The organism is Alkalihalophilus sp. As8PL, assembly GCF_040939795.1.
In the GTDB taxonomy this organism is placed as follows: domain Bacteria; phylum Bacillota; class Bacilli; order Bacillales; family Bacillaceae_D; genus Alkalihalophilus; species Alkalihalophilus lindianensis.
The window spans coordinates 953,739-972,675 of the sequence record NZ_CP162551.1 but is presented as its reverse complement, the minus strand read 5'-3'; the positions used below and the strand labels follow the sequence as shown (position 1 = coordinate 972,675).

Annotated in this window: 19 protein-coding genes; 15 read left to right on the top strand and 4 right to left on the bottom strand. The window is 41.3% G+C overall.

The annotated features are described in order from the left end of the window. Positions 1–30: 30 nt before the first annotated feature. The 3 genes from AB3N04_RS06490 to AB3N04_RS06480 all read left to right on the top strand — a co-directional run bounded on the left by AB3N04_RS06490 (position 31) and on the right by AB3N04_RS06480 (position 3,224). Positions 31–1,704 (top strand): ribonuclease J, encoded by a 1,674-nt coding sequence (locus tag AB3N04_RS06490; protein WP_368505286.1) that lies wholly within the window; start codon positions 31–33, stop codon positions 1,702–1,704. A 164-nt stretch (positions 1,705–1,868) separates the two neighbouring features. Next, positions 1,869–2,180 carry a hypothetical protein gene (locus AB3N04_RS06485; RefSeq protein WP_368505285.1) on the top strand — a complete coding sequence of 104 codons (312 nt, stop codon included), beginning with the start codon at positions 1,869–1,871 and terminating at the stop codon, positions 2,178–2,180. 150 nt (positions 2,181–2,330) lie between these two features. Further along, positions 2,331–3,224, top strand: a complete 894-nt coding sequence (locus AB3N04_RS06480; protein WP_368505284.1) for a cupin domain-containing protein — start codon at positions 2,331–2,333, stop codon at positions 3,222–3,224. A gap of 92 nt (positions 3,225–3,316) precedes the next feature. Here AB3N04_RS06480 and AB3N04_RS06475 read toward each other — a convergent pair whose 3' ends face one another. Together AB3N04_RS06475 and AB3N04_RS06470 are read right to left on the bottom strand one after the other, a co-directional pair. Then, entirely contained in the window at positions 3,317–3,580 is a 264-nt protein-coding gene (locus AB3N04_RS06475) for a DUF3006 domain-containing protein (RefSeq protein WP_368505283.1), read from the bottom strand. A gap of 11 nt (positions 3,581–3,591) precedes the next feature. Then, on the bottom strand, positions 3,592–5,199 hold the full coding sequence (locus AB3N04_RS06470; protein ID WP_368505282.1) for an S-layer homology domain-containing protein: 1,608 nt from the start codon (positions 5,197–5,199) through the stop codon (positions 3,592–3,594). A 209-nt stretch (positions 5,200–5,408) separates the two neighbouring features. Between AB3N04_RS06470 and AB3N04_RS06465 the strand changes: the two genes are divergently transcribed. The 11 genes from AB3N04_RS06465 (at position 5,409) to AB3N04_RS06415 (ending at position 14,625) form a co-directional block, all read left to right on the top strand. Continuing rightward, complete coding sequence (locus AB3N04_RS06465) at positions 5,409–6,419, top strand: metal ABC transporter solute-binding protein, Zn/Mn family (protein ID WP_368505281.1); 1,011 nt, start codon at positions 5,409–5,411, stop codon at positions 6,417–6,419. 240 nt (positions 6,420–6,659) lie between these two features. Further along, positions 6,660–8,204 carry a sodium:solute symporter family protein gene (locus tag AB3N04_RS06460; protein ID WP_368505280.1) on the top strand — a complete coding sequence of 515 codons (1,545 nt, stop codon included), beginning with the start codon at positions 6,660–6,662 and terminating at the stop codon, positions 8,202–8,204. Between the two features lie 3 nt (positions 8,205–8,207). Then, positions 8,208–8,453: a hypothetical protein gene (locus AB3N04_RS06455; RefSeq protein WP_368505279.1), complete on the top strand. Its 246-nt coding sequence runs from the start codon at positions 8,208–8,210 to the stop codon at positions 8,451–8,453. Between the two features lie 89 nt (positions 8,454–8,542). Beyond that, positions 8,543–8,845 carry an urease subunit gamma gene (locus AB3N04_RS06450; protein ID WP_368505278.1) on the top strand — a complete coding sequence of 101 codons (303 nt, stop codon included), beginning with the start codon at positions 8,543–8,545 and terminating at the stop codon, positions 8,843–8,845. Between the two features lie 15 nt (positions 8,846–8,860). Then, entirely contained in the window at positions 8,861–9,169 is a 309-nt protein-coding gene (locus AB3N04_RS06445) for an urease subunit beta (RefSeq protein ID WP_368505277.1), read from the top strand. A gap of 12 nt (positions 9,170–9,181) precedes the next feature. Continuing rightward, positions 9,182–10,891, top strand: coding sequence for an urease subunit alpha (gene ureC, locus AB3N04_RS06440; protein WP_368505276.1), 1,710 nt, complete (start codon positions 9,182–9,184; stop codon positions 10,889–10,891). Positions 10,892–10,903: 12 nt separating this feature from the next. Beyond that, positions 10,904–11,350 carry an urease accessory protein UreE gene (ureE, locus tag AB3N04_RS06435; RefSeq protein WP_368505275.1) on the top strand — a complete coding sequence of 149 codons (447 nt, stop codon included), beginning with the start codon at positions 10,904–10,906 and terminating at the stop codon, positions 11,348–11,350. Continuing rightward, a complete protein-coding gene (locus tag AB3N04_RS06430) occupies positions 11,343–12,029 on the top strand; it encodes an urease accessory protein UreF (RefSeq protein WP_368505274.1) in 687 nt (228 codons plus the stop codon). Before ureE ends, AB3N04_RS06430 begins: the two co-directional genes overlap by 8 nt. 25 nt (positions 12,030–12,054) lie before the next feature. Further along, entirely contained in the window at positions 12,055–12,669 is a 615-nt protein-coding gene (gene ureG, locus AB3N04_RS06425) for an urease accessory protein UreG (RefSeq protein WP_368505273.1), read from the top strand. Beyond that, positions 12,666–13,481 carry an urease accessory protein UreD gene (locus tag AB3N04_RS06420; protein WP_368505272.1) on the top strand — a complete coding sequence of 272 codons (816 nt, stop codon included), beginning with the start codon at positions 12,666–12,668 and terminating at the stop codon, positions 13,479–13,481. Before ureG ends, AB3N04_RS06420 begins: the two co-directional genes overlap by 4 nt. Before the next feature lie 310 nt (positions 13,482–13,791). Continuing rightward, complete coding sequence (locus tag AB3N04_RS06415; protein ID WP_368505271.1) at positions 13,792–14,625, top strand: MBL fold metallo-hydrolase; 834 nt, start codon at positions 13,792–13,794, stop codon at positions 14,623–14,625. 82 nt (positions 14,626–14,707) lie between these two features. On the opposite strand, the gene AB3N04_RS06410 is transcribed toward AB3N04_RS06415, so the two are convergent. After that, the gene (locus AB3N04_RS06410; RefSeq protein ID WP_368505270.1) at positions 14,708–15,343 is read right to left on the bottom strand and encodes a pentapeptide repeat-containing protein; all 636 of its coding nucleotides are present in this window, start codon (positions 15,341–15,343) and stop codon (positions 14,708–14,710) included. Between the two features lie 811 nt (positions 15,344–16,154). Then, positions 16,155–16,730 (bottom strand): TetR/AcrR family transcriptional regulator C-terminal domain-containing protein, encoded by a 576-nt coding sequence (locus tag AB3N04_RS06405; RefSeq protein ID WP_368505269.1) that lies wholly within the window; start codon positions 16,728–16,730, stop codon positions 16,155–16,157. A 144-nt stretch (positions 16,731–16,874) separates the two neighbouring features. Here AB3N04_RS06405 and AB3N04_RS06400 point away from each other — a divergent pair, with 144 nt between their 5' ends. Further along, entirely contained in the window at positions 16,875–18,935 is a 2,061-nt protein-coding gene (locus AB3N04_RS06400; RefSeq protein ID WP_368505268.1) for an RND family transporter, read from the top strand. Positions 18,936–18,937 lie beyond the last annotated feature (2 nt).

Genomic DNA, 18,937 nt, shown 5'->3' with positions numbered 1-18,937 from the left:
AAATGATCCCTATGGTTGGAGGAATGTAAGGTGGATACAAATGAAAATGTATTATCGATTTACGGCTTAGGTGGAATGCAGGAAATCGGCAAAAATATGTATGCGATTCAATATGGGAATGAGATCGTAGTCGTTGACTGTGGAAACAAGTTTCCGGATGAGAGCTTGTTAGGGATTGATTTGATCATTCCTGACATTCAGTACTTAGTTGAAAATCAGGATAAAGTGAAAGCACTCATTGTGACTCATGGGCATGAAGACCATATTGGAGGCATTCCATTTTTCTTGAAAAAGTTAAATGTACCTGTCTATGCGACACGATTCACATTAGGATTAATTGAGTTGAAGTTAAAAGAACATAAACTTCTCAGAGAAACGGAACTGATAGAAATAAACGCTGATTCAAACGTTCAATTTGAGCAAATGAACGTTGAGTTCTTTAAGGTGAATCATAGTATTCCAGACTGTTTAGGGATTGTATTTCGCACACCAGAAGGAACGGTTGTACATACAGGCGATTTCAAATTCGACTTAACGCCGGTTAATGATCAACATTCGGATATTCATAGGATGGCGGAGATCGGCAAGGAAGGGGTCTTGCTGTTACTATCTGAAAGTACAAATGCAGAACGTCCTGGCTTAACGCCATCCGAGCAGATGGTTGGTCATCATTTGGAAAAAGCATTTAACGATGCAGAAGGCAAAATTTTCGTATCCACCTTTGCGTCAAATGTAAGCCGTGTGCAACAAGTGATCCATGCTGCCGCAAAAACGAATCGTAAGCTTGCTCTTGTCGGAAGAAGTATGGTCAATGTAATAGGTGTGGCAATTGAGAGAGGGTATGTAACGGTGCCAGAAGGGATGCTGATTGATCAACAAAACATCAATGAACATGCTCCAGAGAAGGTAGTGATCCTCTGTACAGGGAGTCAAGGTGAACCAATGGCTGCGCTTGCTAGACTCGCTACAGGAAACTTCCGCGGAATTGATGTGTTGCCAGGAGACACTGTCATCTTAGCGGCTGGTCCTATTCCGGGAAATGAACGCAATGTCACAACGATTGTCGATAACTTATACGCCCTTGGAGCTAACGTGATTTACGGATCAGGTGTGACAACAGGCATGCATGTGTCAGGTCATGGGTATCAAGAGGATTTGAAGCTAATGCTCAGTTTCATGCGACCGAAATACTTTATTCCGATACACGGGGAATACCGGATGTTAGTGCAACATCGCTTGTTAGCCGAAGCGGTCGGGGTGGGGCCAGGACATACCTTTATCTTGAAAAATGGGGATGTTGTTGATATTGCTCACCAAGAAGCACGCCATACGCGAAAAGTACCAGCTGGAAATACGTATGTAGACGGAGTCGGTGTCGGCGATGTCGGCAACCTCATTCTCCGAGATCGTAAACAACTTTCTGAGGACGGTATGCTTGTTGTGGTATTAACGATGAGTAAAGCAAAAAAAGACCTGATTTCTGATCCGGATACGATTTCTCGTGGCTTTGTTTATGTAAGAGAGTCTGAGGAGCTCCTTAATGAAGTAAATCGTCGCATCAAACAGACGATTAACGAGCTAAAAGAGGAGAATAAAATGGAATGGAAAGCGATTAAACAACAAATCAAAAAGTCAGTTGGAGAATATGTATACTCTAAAACAAAGAGAAAGCCGATGATCGTCCCGATTATTATTGAGATTTAAAGAACATTAGAATCTCTCTTAAAAGGCACTGCTTCATTAAGAAGTGGTGCTTTATTTCGGCTGGATTAAATTTGTAAACGAATTGAAACATTATCAATCGCTCATACGGGTATTCATTAAATAAGATCACGATTGATGAAACATATTTAATTGGAGGGATACAGATGAGGTCATCAACAATGAACATGATAGTTGGATCAGCTCTTTCAGCCGGCGGTGTTTTGTTAGCGACGAAAGCTTATAAGCAAAGACAACAAGAATCGGCTAAAGCAATTAAAGATCGAGACACATGGGAAGCCGATCGCTTCGAAAGTGTAGATGCCGATAAAGTACCTGAAGAAAAAGGCCTTACTCAACTAGATTCTGCCCACAGAAATGATTGGATCGCAAATGGATTCCCACAGACACATGAGGAGCGCAGAAAGCTAGAAGAGGAAGCCAAATGGGTTGATTCTTACCCTCATAAAACGACTTAATTTCTATGAATGGAGCTGCTAACTTAGCAGCTCTTTTTTATTTTGACAAAGTAGGCAGTAGCCCAATCGAGGTGAAGTTTTGTAATTGGAGTTGCATTCTCTATACATGGGCATATGATGCTTTATCAACCTTAAAAGGGGATGAACACTTTGCATGATGAAACAAACGGGAATTCATATCCTTATTACACGAATACAGGGGCCAATAACGAGTACAGAACAGAGCAAGAAATGGCGGCTGAAGCCTTACTTGTAGCGATGAAAAAAGAAGCTTCAGCGATTGATCTTTATAGCCGATTAGCCGATGCTGCACCAGATTTTGATCATCAAGAAAACCTTCTTTATGCATTAGAAGTAAAGCAGGCACATTTGGATCATTTTACGAATCTTTATACGTATCTGACAGGAACAGAACCTATCTATCGGGTTGATCAGCTCTCTGTTGATAGCTATCAAGAAGGCTTGCAAAAAGCATATGAAATGGAAATAGAAGCTGTAAATGATTATCACAGAGCTAGCTTACTTCCACAGAATCCAGACGTGTATAATAGCTTTCTCTGGGCTTTAGAAGGTGAACAAGAAAATGCCGAACGACTAAGTTCATTACATGATGACATCAGCCATCGAATACAAGATTACGGACCAGAGCCGTTCATCATTGATATTGAAGAGGTAACAAAGGAAAACACCAATTACCGAACTGCCCTATGGACAGGAGAACATTTGCAAATCACCTTAATGAGTATTGAGGTTGGGGGCGACATTGGCTTAGAAACGCATCCGAACCTTGATCAATTTATCAGGATTGAAGAAGGGCAAGGACTCGTGCAAATGGGGGATGCTCCAGATAATTTATATATTCAACAAGAGGTTTTTGACGACTATGTGATTGTCATTCCTGCAGGTAAATGGCATAACTTAACGAATACAGGTGACACCCCAATTAAACTTTATTCAATCTATGCGCCACCTGAACATCCATTTGGCACCGTTCACGAGACGAAAGAAATTGCGATGGCTGCTGAAGAAGATCATCATTATTAATCATCACGTTTGTAGAGGAGAACACATCATTAAAAATAGATGTGTTCTTTTTTTAACACATTGAAGAAAAAAGGTAGATAGTTAACACCCCATTACAAGTTAGTAGGGTGGTTTTTCTTTTTAATTTTCTCTAAAAGAGAAGTAGCTTTTTTTATTGCTGCGTCCGTATCTTTTTTTAAAATGTTCACATTAGCTACTTGTTCATTCTTAGTGAAAGTGAGTTTTAAAAGATCTCCTTCTTTTGCTTTTGAAGGTAATTCATCTATAGATAACGTTGTTTCTATTGATTCTTCTTCTCTTAATAATAGAACAGCTATTTTCCCGTCTACAATACGATCTAATGTGTATATTGGCATAGCACTCTCCTTTATCCTACTGTAATTTCATCTTTCATTCTCTCAAATGATACATCTCCAATACCACTAACATTTTTGATTTCTTCGATTGAAGTAAAGCTTCCATGAGTAGTACGGTAATCAATAATTCGTTGGGCAATGGTTGGACCTACTCCTGTAATATGTTGAAGAGTCTCAAGATCAGCTGTATTGATATTAATGGGATACATAACCCCGTCCTCAGGAGGCGGATTAGATGTATTATCTCTAATCAGATTTCCTCCTAACACCTCAAAATCTTCACCATTAGAGACAAGGACTACATCTCCGCCTGCTGTTCCGTAAATACGTTCCACCCCCACAGCAGTAAGTAATTCTAACACCTCTGGATGCGGGTGACCATAACGGTTGCCCTCGCCGTAGCTGACAATAGCAACTTTAGGCAGAACGTTCTTTATAAAATAAGGGGTTGTGCTTGTTCTTGAACCATGGTGACCGACTCGAAGGACATCAGATTCTACCTGAAATTGTTCTACGATTCTATGTTCAGCCTTTTCTTCGGCATCACCCGTTATTAAATAAGTAAATTCATTATGAGTTAGATGCAAAGCGACAGAGGCGTCATTTAAAAGATCACCAGGTATTCCGCTGTTTACAATTTGAATGGTTAATGCAGGATCTAGATTAATAGAATCTCCAATCGCAGCAACTTCAAATGGAATATCATGATCATCAATATACGTTAAGTAATTTAAATAAGTTTGTGAGGTGTGGGGGATACCGTTATCAAGGACTAAGCTGACATCAAAATTTCTCATTACTTCAACGGCTCCGCCAATATGATCGGCATGAGCATGGGTAATGATTAGTTTATCAATCGAGCTGACCCCTGCTTGTTTTAAGTAATTCACCACTTTTTGTCCAGCAGATTGTGTACCTGCATCAATTAAAATCGTTTTGCCATTAGGTGTTAAAATGAGAGTGGAATCTCCTTGACCGACATTTAAATGATGAATCTCTAATTCCCCATTAACTGGTTGAAAGGAATCATCCAAAACTCGGGCAAGGAATGCTGAGAACTGTGCTCTGCTCATTGAATCATTAGGTCGATAGGTGTTGTCCTCTGCATACCCCTTTGCAATGTTATTGGCAGCGAGAGCTTGAATCTCATCATAAAAAACATGATCTTCTCTAATGTCGCTAAAATCCTGATCAGAGTGCCCCTCTAACTGAAAAGCTCTCTCAAAAATTACCGCCATCTGGCCTCGATTTAAAGGAGCATTTGGCATAAATTCTCCGTCACGGCCGGTGATGATTCCCTCGTCTGCTAGAGCGGCAATTACGTCGTAGTCGAGATTATCTTCGGGGATGTCGACGAAGGGGGGAGCAGGTCTATTCTCTAGATCTAATTCGAGTGCTCCTGCAATCATAATCGCAGCTTGTGCACGTGTGACTGTATGATTAGGGCGAAAGGTTCCATCCTCGTATCCCTTAATAATCCCATTTTGATATAAATAGTTAATTTCATCTTTTGCCCAAAAATCATCTCTTACATCGGAAAATGGATGGTTTGCTGCGACTGAATTGGTAGAAAACGAAAGAACCAACAGCAAAGGTAAAACAAAGCTTATAAATCTCATAACCTAGCACCTCCTATAAATTATTTTCCCTTACTATACCATTTTTTTAAAAAAGTTGAATTATTTGACTTGATGTTCCTCTTACTACTAAGGAATCTAACGAATTTCAATATTGACAAACTTTTCTAACATTTAATAAAATAGGCTCTATTACTTTTTAGAATATAATAAGAATAAGACGCTTTTCAGTTTGGAATGATTAAAGGAGGATGAATGTGAAGAAGGTTTGGGGAAGTGTAATCGTCACTCTATTCTTGTTAATAACAGGGTGCGGCAGTGCAGATGAAGTAACAGAGGAGATCAGTGAGGAGGTATTACAAGATGATCGAGTGCTAGCTTCAGAGCCACTGGATGTAGAACCTCTTATTATTTATACGACCATCTATGCCCTAGAAGATTTCACAGAGAAGATTGGTAGAGAGTTTGTCCAAGTTGAAAATATCATACCTGCTGGGGCTGATGCTCATACCTATGAACCTACGATTCGATCAATGATTGAGATTGGAGATGGAGATGCGTTTATTTACAACGGTGGGGGAATGGAAGGGTTTGTTGAAACACTGATTGACACAATGGGTGAGGAGGACCTCTTACTGGTAGAAGCATCAGAAGGAATAGAGTTTATAGGGGGAGGGCTTGAACACGACCACGACCATAGTCATTCGCACGATCATAGTGAGGAAGACGGTCACAGTCATGATTATGATCCTCATGTGTTTATTGATCCAGTCCGCTCCATAACATTAGCTCAAAATATTAAGGGTGCCCTCATTGAACTAATGCCTGAGGAAGAAGAATTATTTCAAGCAAATTTTGAAATGTTGAAAACAGATCTAGAAGCACTCGATCAAGCATTTCGGGATATGGTGGAAAAGGCCGAGAAGGGAAAGTTTTTAGTCGCGCATGCAGGGTATACGTACTGGGCGGAACGATACGGCTTAGAACAAATTTCGATTACAGGTTTCTCGCCGACAAATGAACCGTCTTATCGGCAACTTGAAGAATTAATGGCTTTTGCAAACGAACACGAGATTGAATACGTGATATTTGAGAAAAACTATACGATCCCAATCGCAGAAATGTTTTTAAATGAGGTCAATGCCGAGCCGTTACACTTTTATAACCTAGAAGCCCTTACCCCCGAGCAACGCCTCGAGGGAAAAGATTATATAAAGATGATGAATGAAAATATTAAAACATTAGAAAAAGCATTAAATTAAAGAGAGTAAACAAAAGAACTGAGGCTTAGTCCTTGGTTCTTTTTTTGGTTGGAATGATATCTAAAATGAATCAGAGGGGCAAAAATGATGTCAGGAAACCTCACATAACGTTTGAAAATATAAATAAGGGTTCGTATACTAAAGCTCACTGGAAGAATTTTAAATAGTCAGATATTTATTTTGGTTGAAAGGATTGTAAAAAGATTATCTATCATATGCAATCATTGGAGGAGAGAGATTATGTTATCGACAACAACCGGATATTTGATTTTACTTATTTTGGGTAGTTTTTTTACTATCCTTACAATTGTAATGCAGAGAAGACGGAAGACAGCTATGACGGCAGAACAATTTAGCACGGCCGGAAGAAATGTTGGAGTAGGGCTTGCGAGTGCATCTATTATTGCAGCTTGGACATGGGCAGCCACATTGATGATGTCTTCCTCGACAGGTTTTCAATATGGAATCAGTGGTCCATATTGGTATGCAGCAGGCGCATGTATTCAAGTCTTGCTGTTTGCCATCGTAGCAATCCATTTAAAGCGGAAGGCACCAAAGGCTCATACATTTCTCGAGTTTATCGGAAAACGATTTGATAAAAAGAATCACAAGCTGATGATGGTCTTTGCTTTAATGACTAATATCATTGTTACTTCGATGGTGATCTTAGGGGGCGCGATTGCGCTTAACTCTCTTACGGGAATGAACATATACGTTGCTGCATTCTTGATCCCCTTAACGTTTACGATTTATACAATGATTGGGGGCTTAAAAGCTTCGTTTATCGCTGATTACTTAAACACAACAATGATCTTTGTGATTCTAACGATCTTTGCAACAGCGGTGTACATGAAATTCGGTGTTACAACGGTATATGAAGGCCTGCGTTCTCTTCCAGAATCACAGCAAATGTTAACGATGGCATCCATCCCTGGTTTGCTGTTTGGAATGATTAATATCATCGGTAATTTCGGGACCGTATTTGTCGATCAATCATACTGGCAGCGTGCTATCGCAAGTAAAGACAGCGCCGCTTCTAAAGCCTACATATACGGGGGGATCGCGTGGTTTTCCATCCCCTTTGCCATTGCCACATTCTTAGGAGTAACGGCAGCTGGTTTGGGACTAAACGTCGGAGACCCGGACGCTTCAGCTCCATTAATGGCAGCTCATGTTCTTGGCACGACAGGTTCCATTCTGTTTTTAGTGATGCTCTTTATGGCAGTTATGTCTACAGGTGCTGCTGAATTAACGGCGATCACAAACATCATTGTGACAGACATTTACCGGAAATCAATTAACCCCTTAGCGAGCAGTGCCAAGACATTAAAAGTATCGCGTCTCGTCACGCTAAGTTTCGGGTTAGCGATGGGTGTTTTCTCTGTTTTGTTATTCAGTGTCGGGATAGGATTAGGATTTGTGTATATGGCTATGGGGATCTTTGTAAGTGGGGCGGTGATTCCGCTGACGATTGGATTGCTGTGGAAGAGGGCGACCAATAACGGTTGTTTTTACGGTGCCTTATTCGGAATGATTTTTGGTGTGACCGTGTGGAATGTCTCTGCTTATATGATGTATGGCCAAATAAATATCGAGTCTCTTGGTCAACTGCATTCGATGCTGTTTGGTAACATCACCGTCTTCCTCGTCAGCGGCATTATATCGATCGGCCATGCACTGCTTTCAAGCGAAGAATTTGATTTTGAAGCGATGAAAGACTCGTTTAAGAGCTTTGATGAAGAAGAGGAAGAGTATATCCCAGTTGCTGAGAAGGAGGTTGTGTAGCAGATGGATGACAAGCAGTTGATAAAAGATGCCAAGCTCTGTACGCGTTGGGCTTTGGGTTTAACGTTTGTGTTTATCTTTGCATTTCCAGGCATTATGTTTTTGACCGGTTATAACTACACCCTTCAATTCTTTCAAGGATGGACATACCTTGCCTTCGCCTGGCTTGTCATTGCAGGAGTCTATACGATCATTCGTCCATGGGTAGAATATTTTATCGAGAAAAAACAATCTAGTGATCGTGTATAAGAGTCACGAAAGTAGCTAAGCAGCTACATGCTTAGCTATCTTTTTTTACCTATATTTGTCATATTATCTGACGGAGGAGGAGATACCTCATGAAGTTAACAGCACGTGAAATGGAAAAGTTGATGGTCGTAACAGCGGCGGACTTAGCCCGGCGCCGGCAGGCAAGAGGGTTGAAATTAAATTACCCTGAGGCAGTTGCGATTATTACATATGAAGTAGTAGAAGGAGCAAGAGACGGTCAGAGCGTTGCTGAATTAATGCGCTACGGAACAACCATCTTATCTCGTGAAGAGGTGATGGAAGGGATTCCTGAGATGATACCAGACATTCAGGTAGAAGCAACATTCCCAGACGGAACTAAACTAGTAACTGTTCATAATCCGATTACGTAAGAGGAGGCAAGCATTATGATTCCAGGAGAATACCGTTTAAAGAACGAGCCGATCGTATGCAATGATAAAAGGCCGACAAAAAGGATCAAAGTGCTGAATAAAGGAGACCGCCCGATTCAAATCGGCTCGCATTTTCACTTTTATGAAGTAAATAACGCCCTATTGTTTGAAAAAGAGGAAGTCAGAGGGATGCACCTTAACATTCCAGCAGGAACAGCAGTCCGCTTTGAACCAGGGGATGAAAAGGAAGTCGAGCTTGTACCTTTTACAGGAGAGAGAAAAGTCTATGGATTAAGCAATCTATTAAATGGAAAGCTAGATTAGGGGGGATGAGAATTGAGTTTTCGAATGTCTAGAAAACAGTATGCCGATATGTTTGGCCCTACTGTTGGAGATACCATACGATTAGCGGATACGGAGCTGTTTATAGAAATTGAGAAGGATTATACCACGTACGGGGATGAAGTGAAGTTTGGTGGCGGGAAGGTCATTCGTGATGGAATGGGTCAGCATCCCCTTGCTACAAGCGAGGAATGTGTGGATCTCGTATTAACCAACGCAATCGTTTTAGATCATACCGGGATTTATAAAAGTGATATCGGTGTAAAGGACGGTCATATCGTCTCAATAGGAAAAGCAGGAAATCCGCTTTTGATGGATGATGTTGATATGATTATTGGCGCTTCAACAGAAGTGATTGCTGCAGAAGGGAAGATTGTCACGGCCGGCGGAATTGATGCTCATATCCATTTCATTTGTCCGCAGCAGATCGAAACAGCTCTTTCTTCAGGGGTTACAACGATGATCGGCGGAGGGACCGGGCCTGCAACGGGAACCAATGCTACAACCTGTACATCAGGTCCTTGGTACATTCACCGCATGCTTGAGGCCGCAGAAGAGTTTCCGATGAATCTCGGCTTTCTTGGAAAGGGTAATTCTTCAGGTGAAGAGGCCTTACGCGAGCAAGTTAGAGCTGGAGCGGTGGGGCTGAAGCTTCATGAAGACTGGGGAACGACTGCTGCTACAATTGATACGTGCTTAACGGTGGCAGATGAGTATGATGTGCAAGTGGCTATTCATACAGACACATTAAACGAAGGCGGTTTTGTGGAAGATACTTTAAGTGCAATAGGCGGCCGTGTGATTCATACGTATCACACAGAAGGGGCGGGTGGAGGACATGCACCAGATATTATTAAAGCTGCTAGTGAATTAAATGTCTTGCCATCCTCCACGAATCCAACGAGGCCGTTTACAGTCAATACACTTGAAGAGCATTTAGATATGCTCATGGTCTGCCATCATCTAGATCCAAGTGTGCCAGAAGATATTGCTTTTGCGGATTCTAGGATCAGAAAAGAAACGATTGCCGCTGAAGATATTCTCCATGATCTAGGCGTGTTCAGTATGATTTCTTCTGACTCCCAAGCGATGGGTAGGGTAGGGGAAGTGATCAGCCGAACATGGCAGACCGCAGACAAAATGAAAAAGCAACGTGGCGTTTTAGAAGATGAAGCAGGAAGAAGTGATAACTTCAGAGCAAAGCGCTATATTGCCAAATACACGATAAATCCTGCGATTGTTCATGGTATTTCAGAATATGTCGGCTCGATTGAAACAGGTAAATTTGCTGATCTTGTGGTGTGGGACCCAGCGTTTTTCGGAGTGAAGCCTGATTTGATTTTAAAAGGCGGGATGATTGCTCATAGTGTGATGGGAGACCCAAATGCAAGCATTCCAACACCACAGCCGGCATTGTACCGTCCTATGTTCGCTTCCTTTGGAGCAGCAAAGCATCAGACGGCGATGACATTTGTTTCACAAGCAGCATATGAATCAGGCATTAAAGAAGAGCTCAACTTAGAGAAGATCATAAGGCCGATTAAGGGAGTTAGAAATCTGACGAAAAAATCCATGCTTTTCAATGATCAAACGCCAGAAATTGAGGTTGATCCACAGACGTATGAAGTAAAAGTAGACGGGGAAGTCATCACATGTGAACCTGTAGCTGAGGTTCCGATGGCACAGCGATATTTCTTATTTTAAGGGGAGATAAAGATGATCATAGAAAAAGTGGTTGGAAATATAGAAACAGTAGACATGCGAGCACTCCATATGGAGAGAGTGTATTTAGAAAGCGACCAATTAGTTAAACGCATTCAACGCGTAGTTACTGACCATGGCAAGGAGCTTGGGATTAGGTTAAAAGACCAGCAGGATTTAGTAGACGGAGACATTTTATATATGGATGAAAAAAATATGATTGTCGTTTCCGTAAAAGACGATGATTTATTGACAATTATGCCTACGTCTATTCAGCAGATGGGGGATATTGCCCACCAGCTAGGGAACAGGCATTTACCAGCACAATTTGAAGGAGACGAAATGCTGGTTCAATATGATTATTTAGTAGAAGAACTACTACAACAATTATCGATTCCCTATAAAAGAGAGAAGAGAAAAGTAAAACAAGCTTTCAGGCATATTGGACACAGTCATGATTGATAAGATCTTTCCGCTCTTGCAATTAAGTGATTCTAATTTTCCCTCTGGAGCCTTTTCACATTCCTTTGGGCTAGAAACCTATATTCAAGAGGGAGTGATTACGGATAAGGAGACCTTCTCCAAAGCTTTGACTGTTTACATTCGTAAACAGCTCGCATTTACAGATGGTCTGGCTAACAGACTGGCATTCGAGGCATTGACCCTAGAAGAATGGGACGAGTTCCATAACCTTGATCACCTCTTGTTCGCCTCCAGTTTAGCAGAGGAGACAAGGCTTGGGAATCAGAGAATCGGGGAGCGTATGGCAAAGTTATGCTATGAGCTGTATCCCTCTAGTCTTTTAAAAAGATATCTAGAAAGTATCAAAGCAAAAAAGGCACATGGCCATTCGGCAATGGTTTATGCTCTCGTTGCCTATCACTTAGAGATTGACAAGCGCATCATGATCGAAACCTATTTATTTGCTACTGTTTCTTCCTTGGTTCAAAATGCAGTACGGGGAATCCCGCTTGGTCAAACAGATGGCCAAAGGCTTTTGGTGGAGTTGCAGCCGTTATTAAAAGAAGTCGGTGAATTGATTTTTCACTTAACAAAAGAAGAGTTAGGCGCGATTAGTCCAGGGCTTGAAGTAGCTCAAATGCGCCACGAGAGATTACACGTCAGGTTATTTATGTCTTAAATTTAGGTGTAGAGGAGAATGTAGAATGGAACCAGTACGTATTGGAGTCGGAGGTCCTGTCGGGGCCGGGAAAACGATGCTTGTTGAAAGACTTACACGAGCGATGCAAAAAGAATTCAGCATGGCGGTTGTGACAAATGATATCTATACAAAAGAAGATGCTCAATTTTTGATGAAAAATGGGGTGCTCCCGGATGAGCGTGTAATTGGTGTTGAAACAGGAGGGTGCCCACATACTGCGATTCGTGAAGATGCATCGATGAATTTTGCGGCGATCGATGAACTAAAAGAACAGCATGATGACTTGGATCTCATCTTTGTTGAAAGTGGCGGTGATAACCTAGCTGCTACTTTTAGTCCAGAGCTTGTGGATTTCTCGATCTATATTATTGATGTAGCCCAAGGCGAGAAGATTCCTCGTAAGGGAGGCCAAGGGATGATAAAATCTGATCTCTTCATTATTAACAAGATTGATTTAGCTCCGTATGTTGGTGCGAGCTTAGAGGTGATGGAGAGAGACACGATCGCTTCCCGCGGTGAGAAACCATTTATCTTTACTAACCTAAAAGAGGATAAGGGGCTTAGTGAAGTGGTCGATTGGATTAAAACACAAGCACTGTTAGTCGGACTAGATTCATGACGGCAACCGGCGTCCTAGAGGTGACCGCTACAAAGAAAGCACAAAAAACGACCTTGAGATCTTGCTTTTATGAAGGAGCGTTAAAGATTACCCGTCCGGTCTATCTGGACCCATACTCACCGACTATTTATTTGATTCATGTCGGAGGCGGGTATGTCAACGGCGATGAATACCTTACATCAATTCAGTTAGAGGACGGAGCTGAGATGTCTGTGACGACTCAATCATCAACCAAAGTATACCGCACCCCAAGTGCTCCTGTCCTGCAAAAAACAGACATTCGGTTGGGAAAAGAAAGTGTGCTTGAGTATATCCCAGACCCTTTAATTGCTTATCAAGATGCGAAGTTCATTCAACAAACCACGGTGCATCTAGAAGAGGATTCTACTCTCATTTACAGTGACATTATTACCCCAGGATGGGCAAAGGATGGACGTTTATTTCAATATGATTGGATCCGCTCGAAATTAGAAGTGTATAAAAATGATCGCATGATTTTGTATGATCATTTATTGCTTGAGCCTGATGAAGAGTTCGACGGTCTGATGCAGATGGATGGATTCACTCATGTAGGGATGTTTTTGGTGGTCGACCAAAGGGTTGATAAAAAGTGGATAAATAAATTATATGAAGTGCTTTCGGCAGAAGAAGCGGATGTGTCATTTGGCATATCAAAGCTGCCTGATAACGGGTGTATCATTCGGGTACTCGGTTATAACTCCTATGTAATCGAAAAGCTTATCGTAAAAGCTCATGATTGGATAAGAGAGCGGCTATTAGAAAAAGAAGTTATTCGCTGGAGGAAGTATTAATGAAAAAACGATCTCAAGAAAGCAGCTATATAAATTCGACGGCACCTCGATTGTTAGGATCAACTCTATTCGATCTACGCACCGGTGCAACATTCATTTGGAACCGTTCACGAAACGAAAGAAATCGCGATGGCTGCCGAAGAAGATCATCATTATTAATCATCGCGTTTGTAGAGGAGAACACATCGGAAAAATGGTGTGTTCTTTTTTAGGTAGATTGTATGTTGAAAAAGATAAAGGATTTTAGGTGATAGAATCGAATACTCACATATCAGCAATAAAACGATGAAGGGGGGGAACGGTTATTTTAATGAAGAAGAATTTTGAGCAAAAGATCGTGAAAGGTGTACAGATGGGACACGGAATGATGTCTTTTAAAAATATAAAACTCAATGTCCATTGCTACTTCATGGATGGTATTTTAATTGATACAGGAGCAAAGTCACTAGAAAAGCTGTTTAAGCCCTTTTTTAAGCATCTTGATATTGATAAAGTCGTCATCACTCATTTTCATGAAGACCATACAGGTTGTGCAGCCTCTTTACAAAAAGAGCGTAACGTGCCAATCTTCATGGATGATACGATGCTCAATGCCTGTAGGAAGAAGGCAGACTATCCACTCTATCGCCAATTATTTTGGGGCAAACGCAAACCATTTCGTGCAGAACCGATAGGTGAAACCTTTCAATCCCGACATGCATCATGGCAAGTCATCAAAACCCCAGGACATGCGATTGATCATCTTTCCTTTCTCAATAAGGAAACAGGGCAGCTTTTTACAGGAGATCTTTATTGTCAAGAAAAGACAAAGGTCGTCCTGAGGGAAGAAAATATGCCAGTGCTTATTGATTCTTTAAAGAGGACCTTAACCTATGATTTTGATGAGGTGTTTTGTAGTCATGCAGGCCATTTGAAGAACGGACGCACAGCTTTGAAAAGGAAGCTCGATTACTTGCTAGATCTGCAAGGGACGATTCTAAATATGTATGAAGAAGGGAAAGCCCCTGAAGAGATTAATGCGGAATTGTTTCCAAAGAAATACCCGATAACCTTCTTTTCGTCCGGAGAATGGGATTCCATTCATATCGTTCGAACGATTATTAATGAAAAAGATCCATCACTAGCTTTATCATCAGGTACGTAAATGAGTGAGTGATCATTCAGACTTCTCAAGCCCGTGAATTATACATTCGCGGGCTATTCAATGTGCGAGACCACTCCAAAGGTCAATCCTTAATCACCAACCCAATCAAAGAAGCAAATTGAATCGCTTGAAAAGAGGATACTTTGCAACCTCTTAGACTTTCGATCGAGATGGTCATCTCCTCAAAGGTAGACGTGCTAATATCGATGCCTTTCAGTGAGGTTTGTTCGAAATTTGTATCATTTAAATTACTTGAGAGGTACTCGATTTTTTTAAGTTTGCAATCATAAAAGTCAGCGCTCATCAGTGAGCAGTCGTGAAAGATCACTTTCTCGAATTTCGAGTTGGCGAAGGCTGCCATGTTTAACAGAGAGTTCTCAAATAACACGTTCCCAAACCTCGATTCAGATAAGTCCACTCCTAGTAGCTTGCAATTTTTAAATTCCACCCGATGGATCGAAGCCATGTTTAAATTAGCGTTGGAGAAATCACAGTTTTCAAAGCGAACATCGAGTAGATCCATTTTGGAGAAATCCGTTCCATTGAAGCGTCCATTTTTGATCACGACATTTTTTAAGCGGGCGCGGTGGAGTGTTTCTTCTTCAAAAGCAGCATCCACAATCAGACAATGCTCTAATTCAGGATCCTCCTCAGAGAAGATATCATTAAAATGTTTGCTCGCAAGTTCTTTAGGTAATTTCGGTGAATCGATTTTCATGATGAAAACCCCTTTCCTTCATAATAGCTTGCTTTTAACTATAGGAGACCTTTCTTCCAATGAAAAGACTGGTATTTTTAATGAATGTATGTGCAAATCAGGTGAGGGCATCTGTAATCATGACACACTTCTAGGTAGAGGTGGATAGCATGCCAATATGTTTTGCGTTCAGCTGGGACTTAATTAGAGTGTTTGACTAAGGGTACAAACGAAGAGCTATTCTAACGGATGAAATATAGACTGTGGGAGCTAAAGAAGGTCACTGAAAAAGTACCTCCCTACAGTAGTTGTTGATTTTCGCTGCAGGCACTCGCTTTCCGCGGGCGGTCCGGAAGCCTCCTCATCACTTGGCTCTTGCGGGGTCTTCCCTGGCCACGCACATCCCGCTGGAGTCGGTGCCTTACGCTCCAATCAACGGAGGGAAAATGTAGTTAAGTAGCTCCACTCATTAAAAGCGGCTTTCATCGACCTTATTTAGACCAATGGCAAATCAACCACTCTAAAACGACACATGAGATTTCTTAGCGCAAAAAGTGGTAGGAATCATTATTTGAACTAAGCATAAACAAATCCTTCTAAATTACTTTTCAAACAGAACATAACATAGCGGATGAACTATACGGAGACTTCTGCGGGGACTAGAGCAGGAGTGAGATCCCACAGGGCAAAGTCCGAGGAAGCTCACTAGCTCCCCGCGAAAAGCGAAGAGTAGTTCAGGAGCGGTATACATAGGTCGCACCCATAATGTTCGGATTCACATAAGTTAAAATACTTTTATCTCAACCTCTTTTTAACTGTAGAGTCAGGTCTACTACGAGGATGAACGAAGCGATGCCAGCCCATTATTCGTAAAATTATTGATGATCTCGGCCATTTCCTTCGGCGACATATCCATTCCGTTATCAAGCCAGTTTTTAATGACATGGATGCTGCCACTGCCTACATATAGACTGATGTATTCGGACGTTTTTTTGTCCGATTTAATGATCTCCATCCAGTTTTTCATGGTGAATTCATAGGTAATCCTCATCACCTTCTGTTGAAATTGAGGGTCCCCGTGCTCACTTAATAAGGTCTGACAGACATCCCGATTAGCTGCTACATATTCGAGAATTTTCTCCGTCATCTGCAGGGCTTCTTCTTCTTCATTAAAGTTATAGCTACCAAGCGTTTGGTTCATATCTTCTAGGATTTCGTCTTCGATTTTATTAAGAAGATCGAACTGGTCTGCATAATGAGAATAGAAAGTCGAGCGATTAATGTCAGCTAACTCACAAAGCTCTTTTACGGTAATAGAGGAAATCTGTTTGTCTTTTAGTAATGTTATTAAACTTTCCTTTAACACCATTCGCGTATATTTCTTGCGACGATCTAATTTTGAAGACATATACATCATCCTTTTTTGCGTAATCCAACACATATAATCGTTCTGTTGTGTACTCGACGTATGTACGGTAACTGTTTGTTGTATAAGCAACACCGTGTTTATATAATGATATAGTCAAAACGGATTCAACTCAAGAAAGGGTGCATGAAGATAGGCATTGCAGCACGAATTATAAAAAAGAGAAAAGCGATTGTCTTCGTATTTGTGCTCATCGCAGTGATCGCAACAGTCGCGCAATTTTTTGTGTCTGTTAACTACAATATGGTCGATTACTTGCCGGATGAGGCCCAATCAACCCGGGCTATCGAAGTGATGGAAGACGAATTTTCAGGCTCTGTTCCGAATACCCGCGTCATGATTGAGGATGTGACGGTACAGGAAGCACTTCAATATAAAGAACGTCTCGCTGCTATTGATCATGTCTCTGATGTGATGTGGTTAGATGATGTTATTGACTTAAAAACACCACTAGAAATGGCAAATCAAGAAACAGTTGAAGATTACTATAAAGATGGAAAAGCGTTGTTTTCACTCAGTATTCCGAGTGGAGAGGAATTGGCGGTTACAGATGAGATCTATGAACTAATAGGTGAGGAAAATGCAATGGCGGGTGAAGCCGTCAACACAGCCACTTCGCAAAAAATGGCTGGTACAGAGTCCTTCTATGCCGCGGCCTTACTTGTTCCAATCATTATTTTAATTCTCGTTCTATCGACGACATCATGGATTGAACCACTCTTTTTCTTAACCGCCATTGGCGTCTCCGTCCTCATTAACTTAGGAACCAATATTTTTGTAGGAGAAGTTTCATTTGTGACTCAATCTGTGGCGCCGATTTTGCAGCTCGCGGTCTCGCTCGATTATGCGATTTTCCTTCTTCATAGCTTCCAAGAACACAGGAAAAAAACGAACGAGCCGGAAGAAGCGATGCAGCTTGCGATGAAACAATCCTTTCCAGCGATTTCAGCGAGTGCGGCTACGACATTCTTTGGATTCATGGCGTTAATGCTGATGAATTTTGAAATTGGGGCAGACCTTGGACTGAGCTTAGTAAAAGGAATTTTGCTTAGCTTTATAAGTGTGATGGTCTTCCTGCCAGCGTTAACGGTATGTCTGTATAAATGGATGGATAAAACGCAGCATAGAAATTTTGTTCCAAGCTTTAAAGGCCTTGGAGCGCGTGTATTGAAACTAAGATTTCCTGCTTTAATCATTGTACTCTCGATTCTGATTCCGAGCTTTTTAGCACAAAGTAATACCGAGTTTACATACGGTCTTGGGGAACAGCCTGAAACGACGCGTGCTGGGGCTGATCTGATCGCAATAGAGGAAGCGTTCGGGGAGTCGACACCGATTGTTCTATTAGTGCCTAAAGGGGACGTCGTAAAAGAGGCCGAGCTAATCGAAGAGGTAGAAAGGATTGACCAAGTAACCAATGTGATTTCCTATGTAACGATTGTAGGTAGCGGGATCCCATCTGAATATGTCGATAAATCCATTACAGAAGAATTTTATTCAGACAACTACAGCCGCATTATTATTAATACAAACAGTGCAAAAGAAGGAGACGTACCTTTTGCGATTGTGGAACAGGTGCAAGAGATAGCTGCTTCTTACTACGGCGATGAGACGTTAAGTCTCGGTGAGAGTGTGACGTTGTATGATATTAAAAATACGGTGCAAAAAGATAATACGTTTGTAAATGTGATGACGGTTGCGACGATCGCACTCGTACTATTGATTACGTTTAAATCAGTGACGATCCCAATCGTACTCTTACTGACGATTCAGTCTGCTGTTTGGATCAATTTATCGGTTCCATACTTCACTGATACATCCTTTGATTTTGTCGGCTATTTGATTATTAGCACAGTCCAACTCGCCGCAACGGTGGATTATGCGATTTTATTTACAGAAACCTATAAGGAACATCGCAGAGAGATGCCGGCCATGCAAGCGATGAAGAAAACAATAGATGAAAAAACGTTTTCAATTTCGATATCAGCCTCCATTTTATCTAGTATTGGATTCATTTTATGGATTACTTCAACCAATCCGATTGTGGGATCGATTGGATTGTTGCTTGGAAGAGGGGCGTTACTAGCCTTTGTGATGGTCCTTTGTTTCCTACCAGCCTTACTGTTGGTATTAGATAAAGTGATTAACAAAACGACGTATAAAGCGAACTTTTATAAGGAGAAATGATC

What these genes read in the sequence shown, in the direction of transcription:
- AB3N04_RS06485 (WP_368505285.1), top strand. Translation starts at nt 1,869, where the DNA reads ATGAGGTCATCAACAATGAACATGATAGTTGGATCAGCTCTTTCAGCC.
- AB3N04_RS06475 (WP_368505283.1), bottom strand. Translation starts at nt 3,580, where the DNA reads ATGCCAATATACACATTAGATCGTATTGTAGACGGGAAAATAGCTGTT.
- AB3N04_RS06470 (WP_368505282.1), bottom strand. Translation starts at nt 5,199, where the DNA reads ATGAGATTTATAAGCTTTGTTTTACCTTTGCTGTTGGTTCTTTCGTTT.
- AB3N04_RS06465 (WP_368505281.1), top strand. Translation starts at nt 5,409, where the DNA reads ATGAATGTGAAGAAGGTTTGGGGAAGTGTAATCGTCACTCTATTCTTG.
- AB3N04_RS06460 (WP_368505280.1), top strand. Translation starts at nt 6,660, where the DNA reads ATGTTATCGACAACAACCGGATATTTGATTTTACTTATTTTGGGTAGT.
- AB3N04_RS06455 (WP_368505279.1), top strand. Translation starts at nt 8,208, where the DNA reads ATGGATGACAAGCAGTTGATAAAAGATGCCAAGCTCTGTACGCGTTGG.
- AB3N04_RS06450 (WP_368505278.1), top strand. Translation starts at nt 8,543, where the DNA reads ATGAAGTTAACAGCACGTGAAATGGAAAAGTTGATGGTCGTAACAGCG.
- AB3N04_RS06445 (WP_368505277.1), top strand. Translation starts at nt 8,861, where the DNA reads ATGATTCCAGGAGAATACCGTTTAAAGAACGAGCCGATCGTATGCAAT.
- ureE (WP_368505275.1), top strand. Translation starts at nt 10,904, where the DNA reads ATGATCATAGAAAAAGTGGTTGGAAATATAGAAACAGTAGACATGCGA.
- AB3N04_RS06430 (WP_368505274.1), top strand. Translation starts at nt 11,343, where the DNA reads ATGATTGATAAGATCTTTCCGCTCTTGCAATTAAGTGATTCTAATTTT.
- ureG (WP_368505273.1), top strand. Translation starts at nt 12,055, where the DNA reads ATGGAACCAGTACGTATTGGAGTCGGAGGTCCTGTCGGGGCCGGGAAA.
- AB3N04_RS06420 (WP_368505272.1), top strand. Translation starts at nt 12,666, where the DNA reads ATGACGGCAACCGGCGTCCTAGAGGTGACCGCTACAAAGAAAGCACAA.
- AB3N04_RS06415 (WP_368505271.1), top strand. Translation starts at nt 13,792, where the DNA reads ATGAAGAAGAATTTTGAGCAAAAGATCGTGAAAGGTGTACAGATGGGA.
- AB3N04_RS06410 (WP_368505270.1), bottom strand. Translation starts at nt 15,343, where the DNA reads ATGAAAATCGATTCACCGAAATTACCTAAAGAACTTGCGAGCAAACAT.
- AB3N04_RS06405 (WP_368505269.1), bottom strand. Translation starts at nt 16,730, where the DNA reads ATGTCTTCAAAATTAGATCGTCGCAAGAAATATACGCGAATGGTGTTA.
- AB3N04_RS06400 (WP_368505268.1), top strand. Translation starts at nt 16,875, where the DNA reads ATGAAGATAGGCATTGCAGCACGAATTATAAAAAAGAGAAAAGCGATT.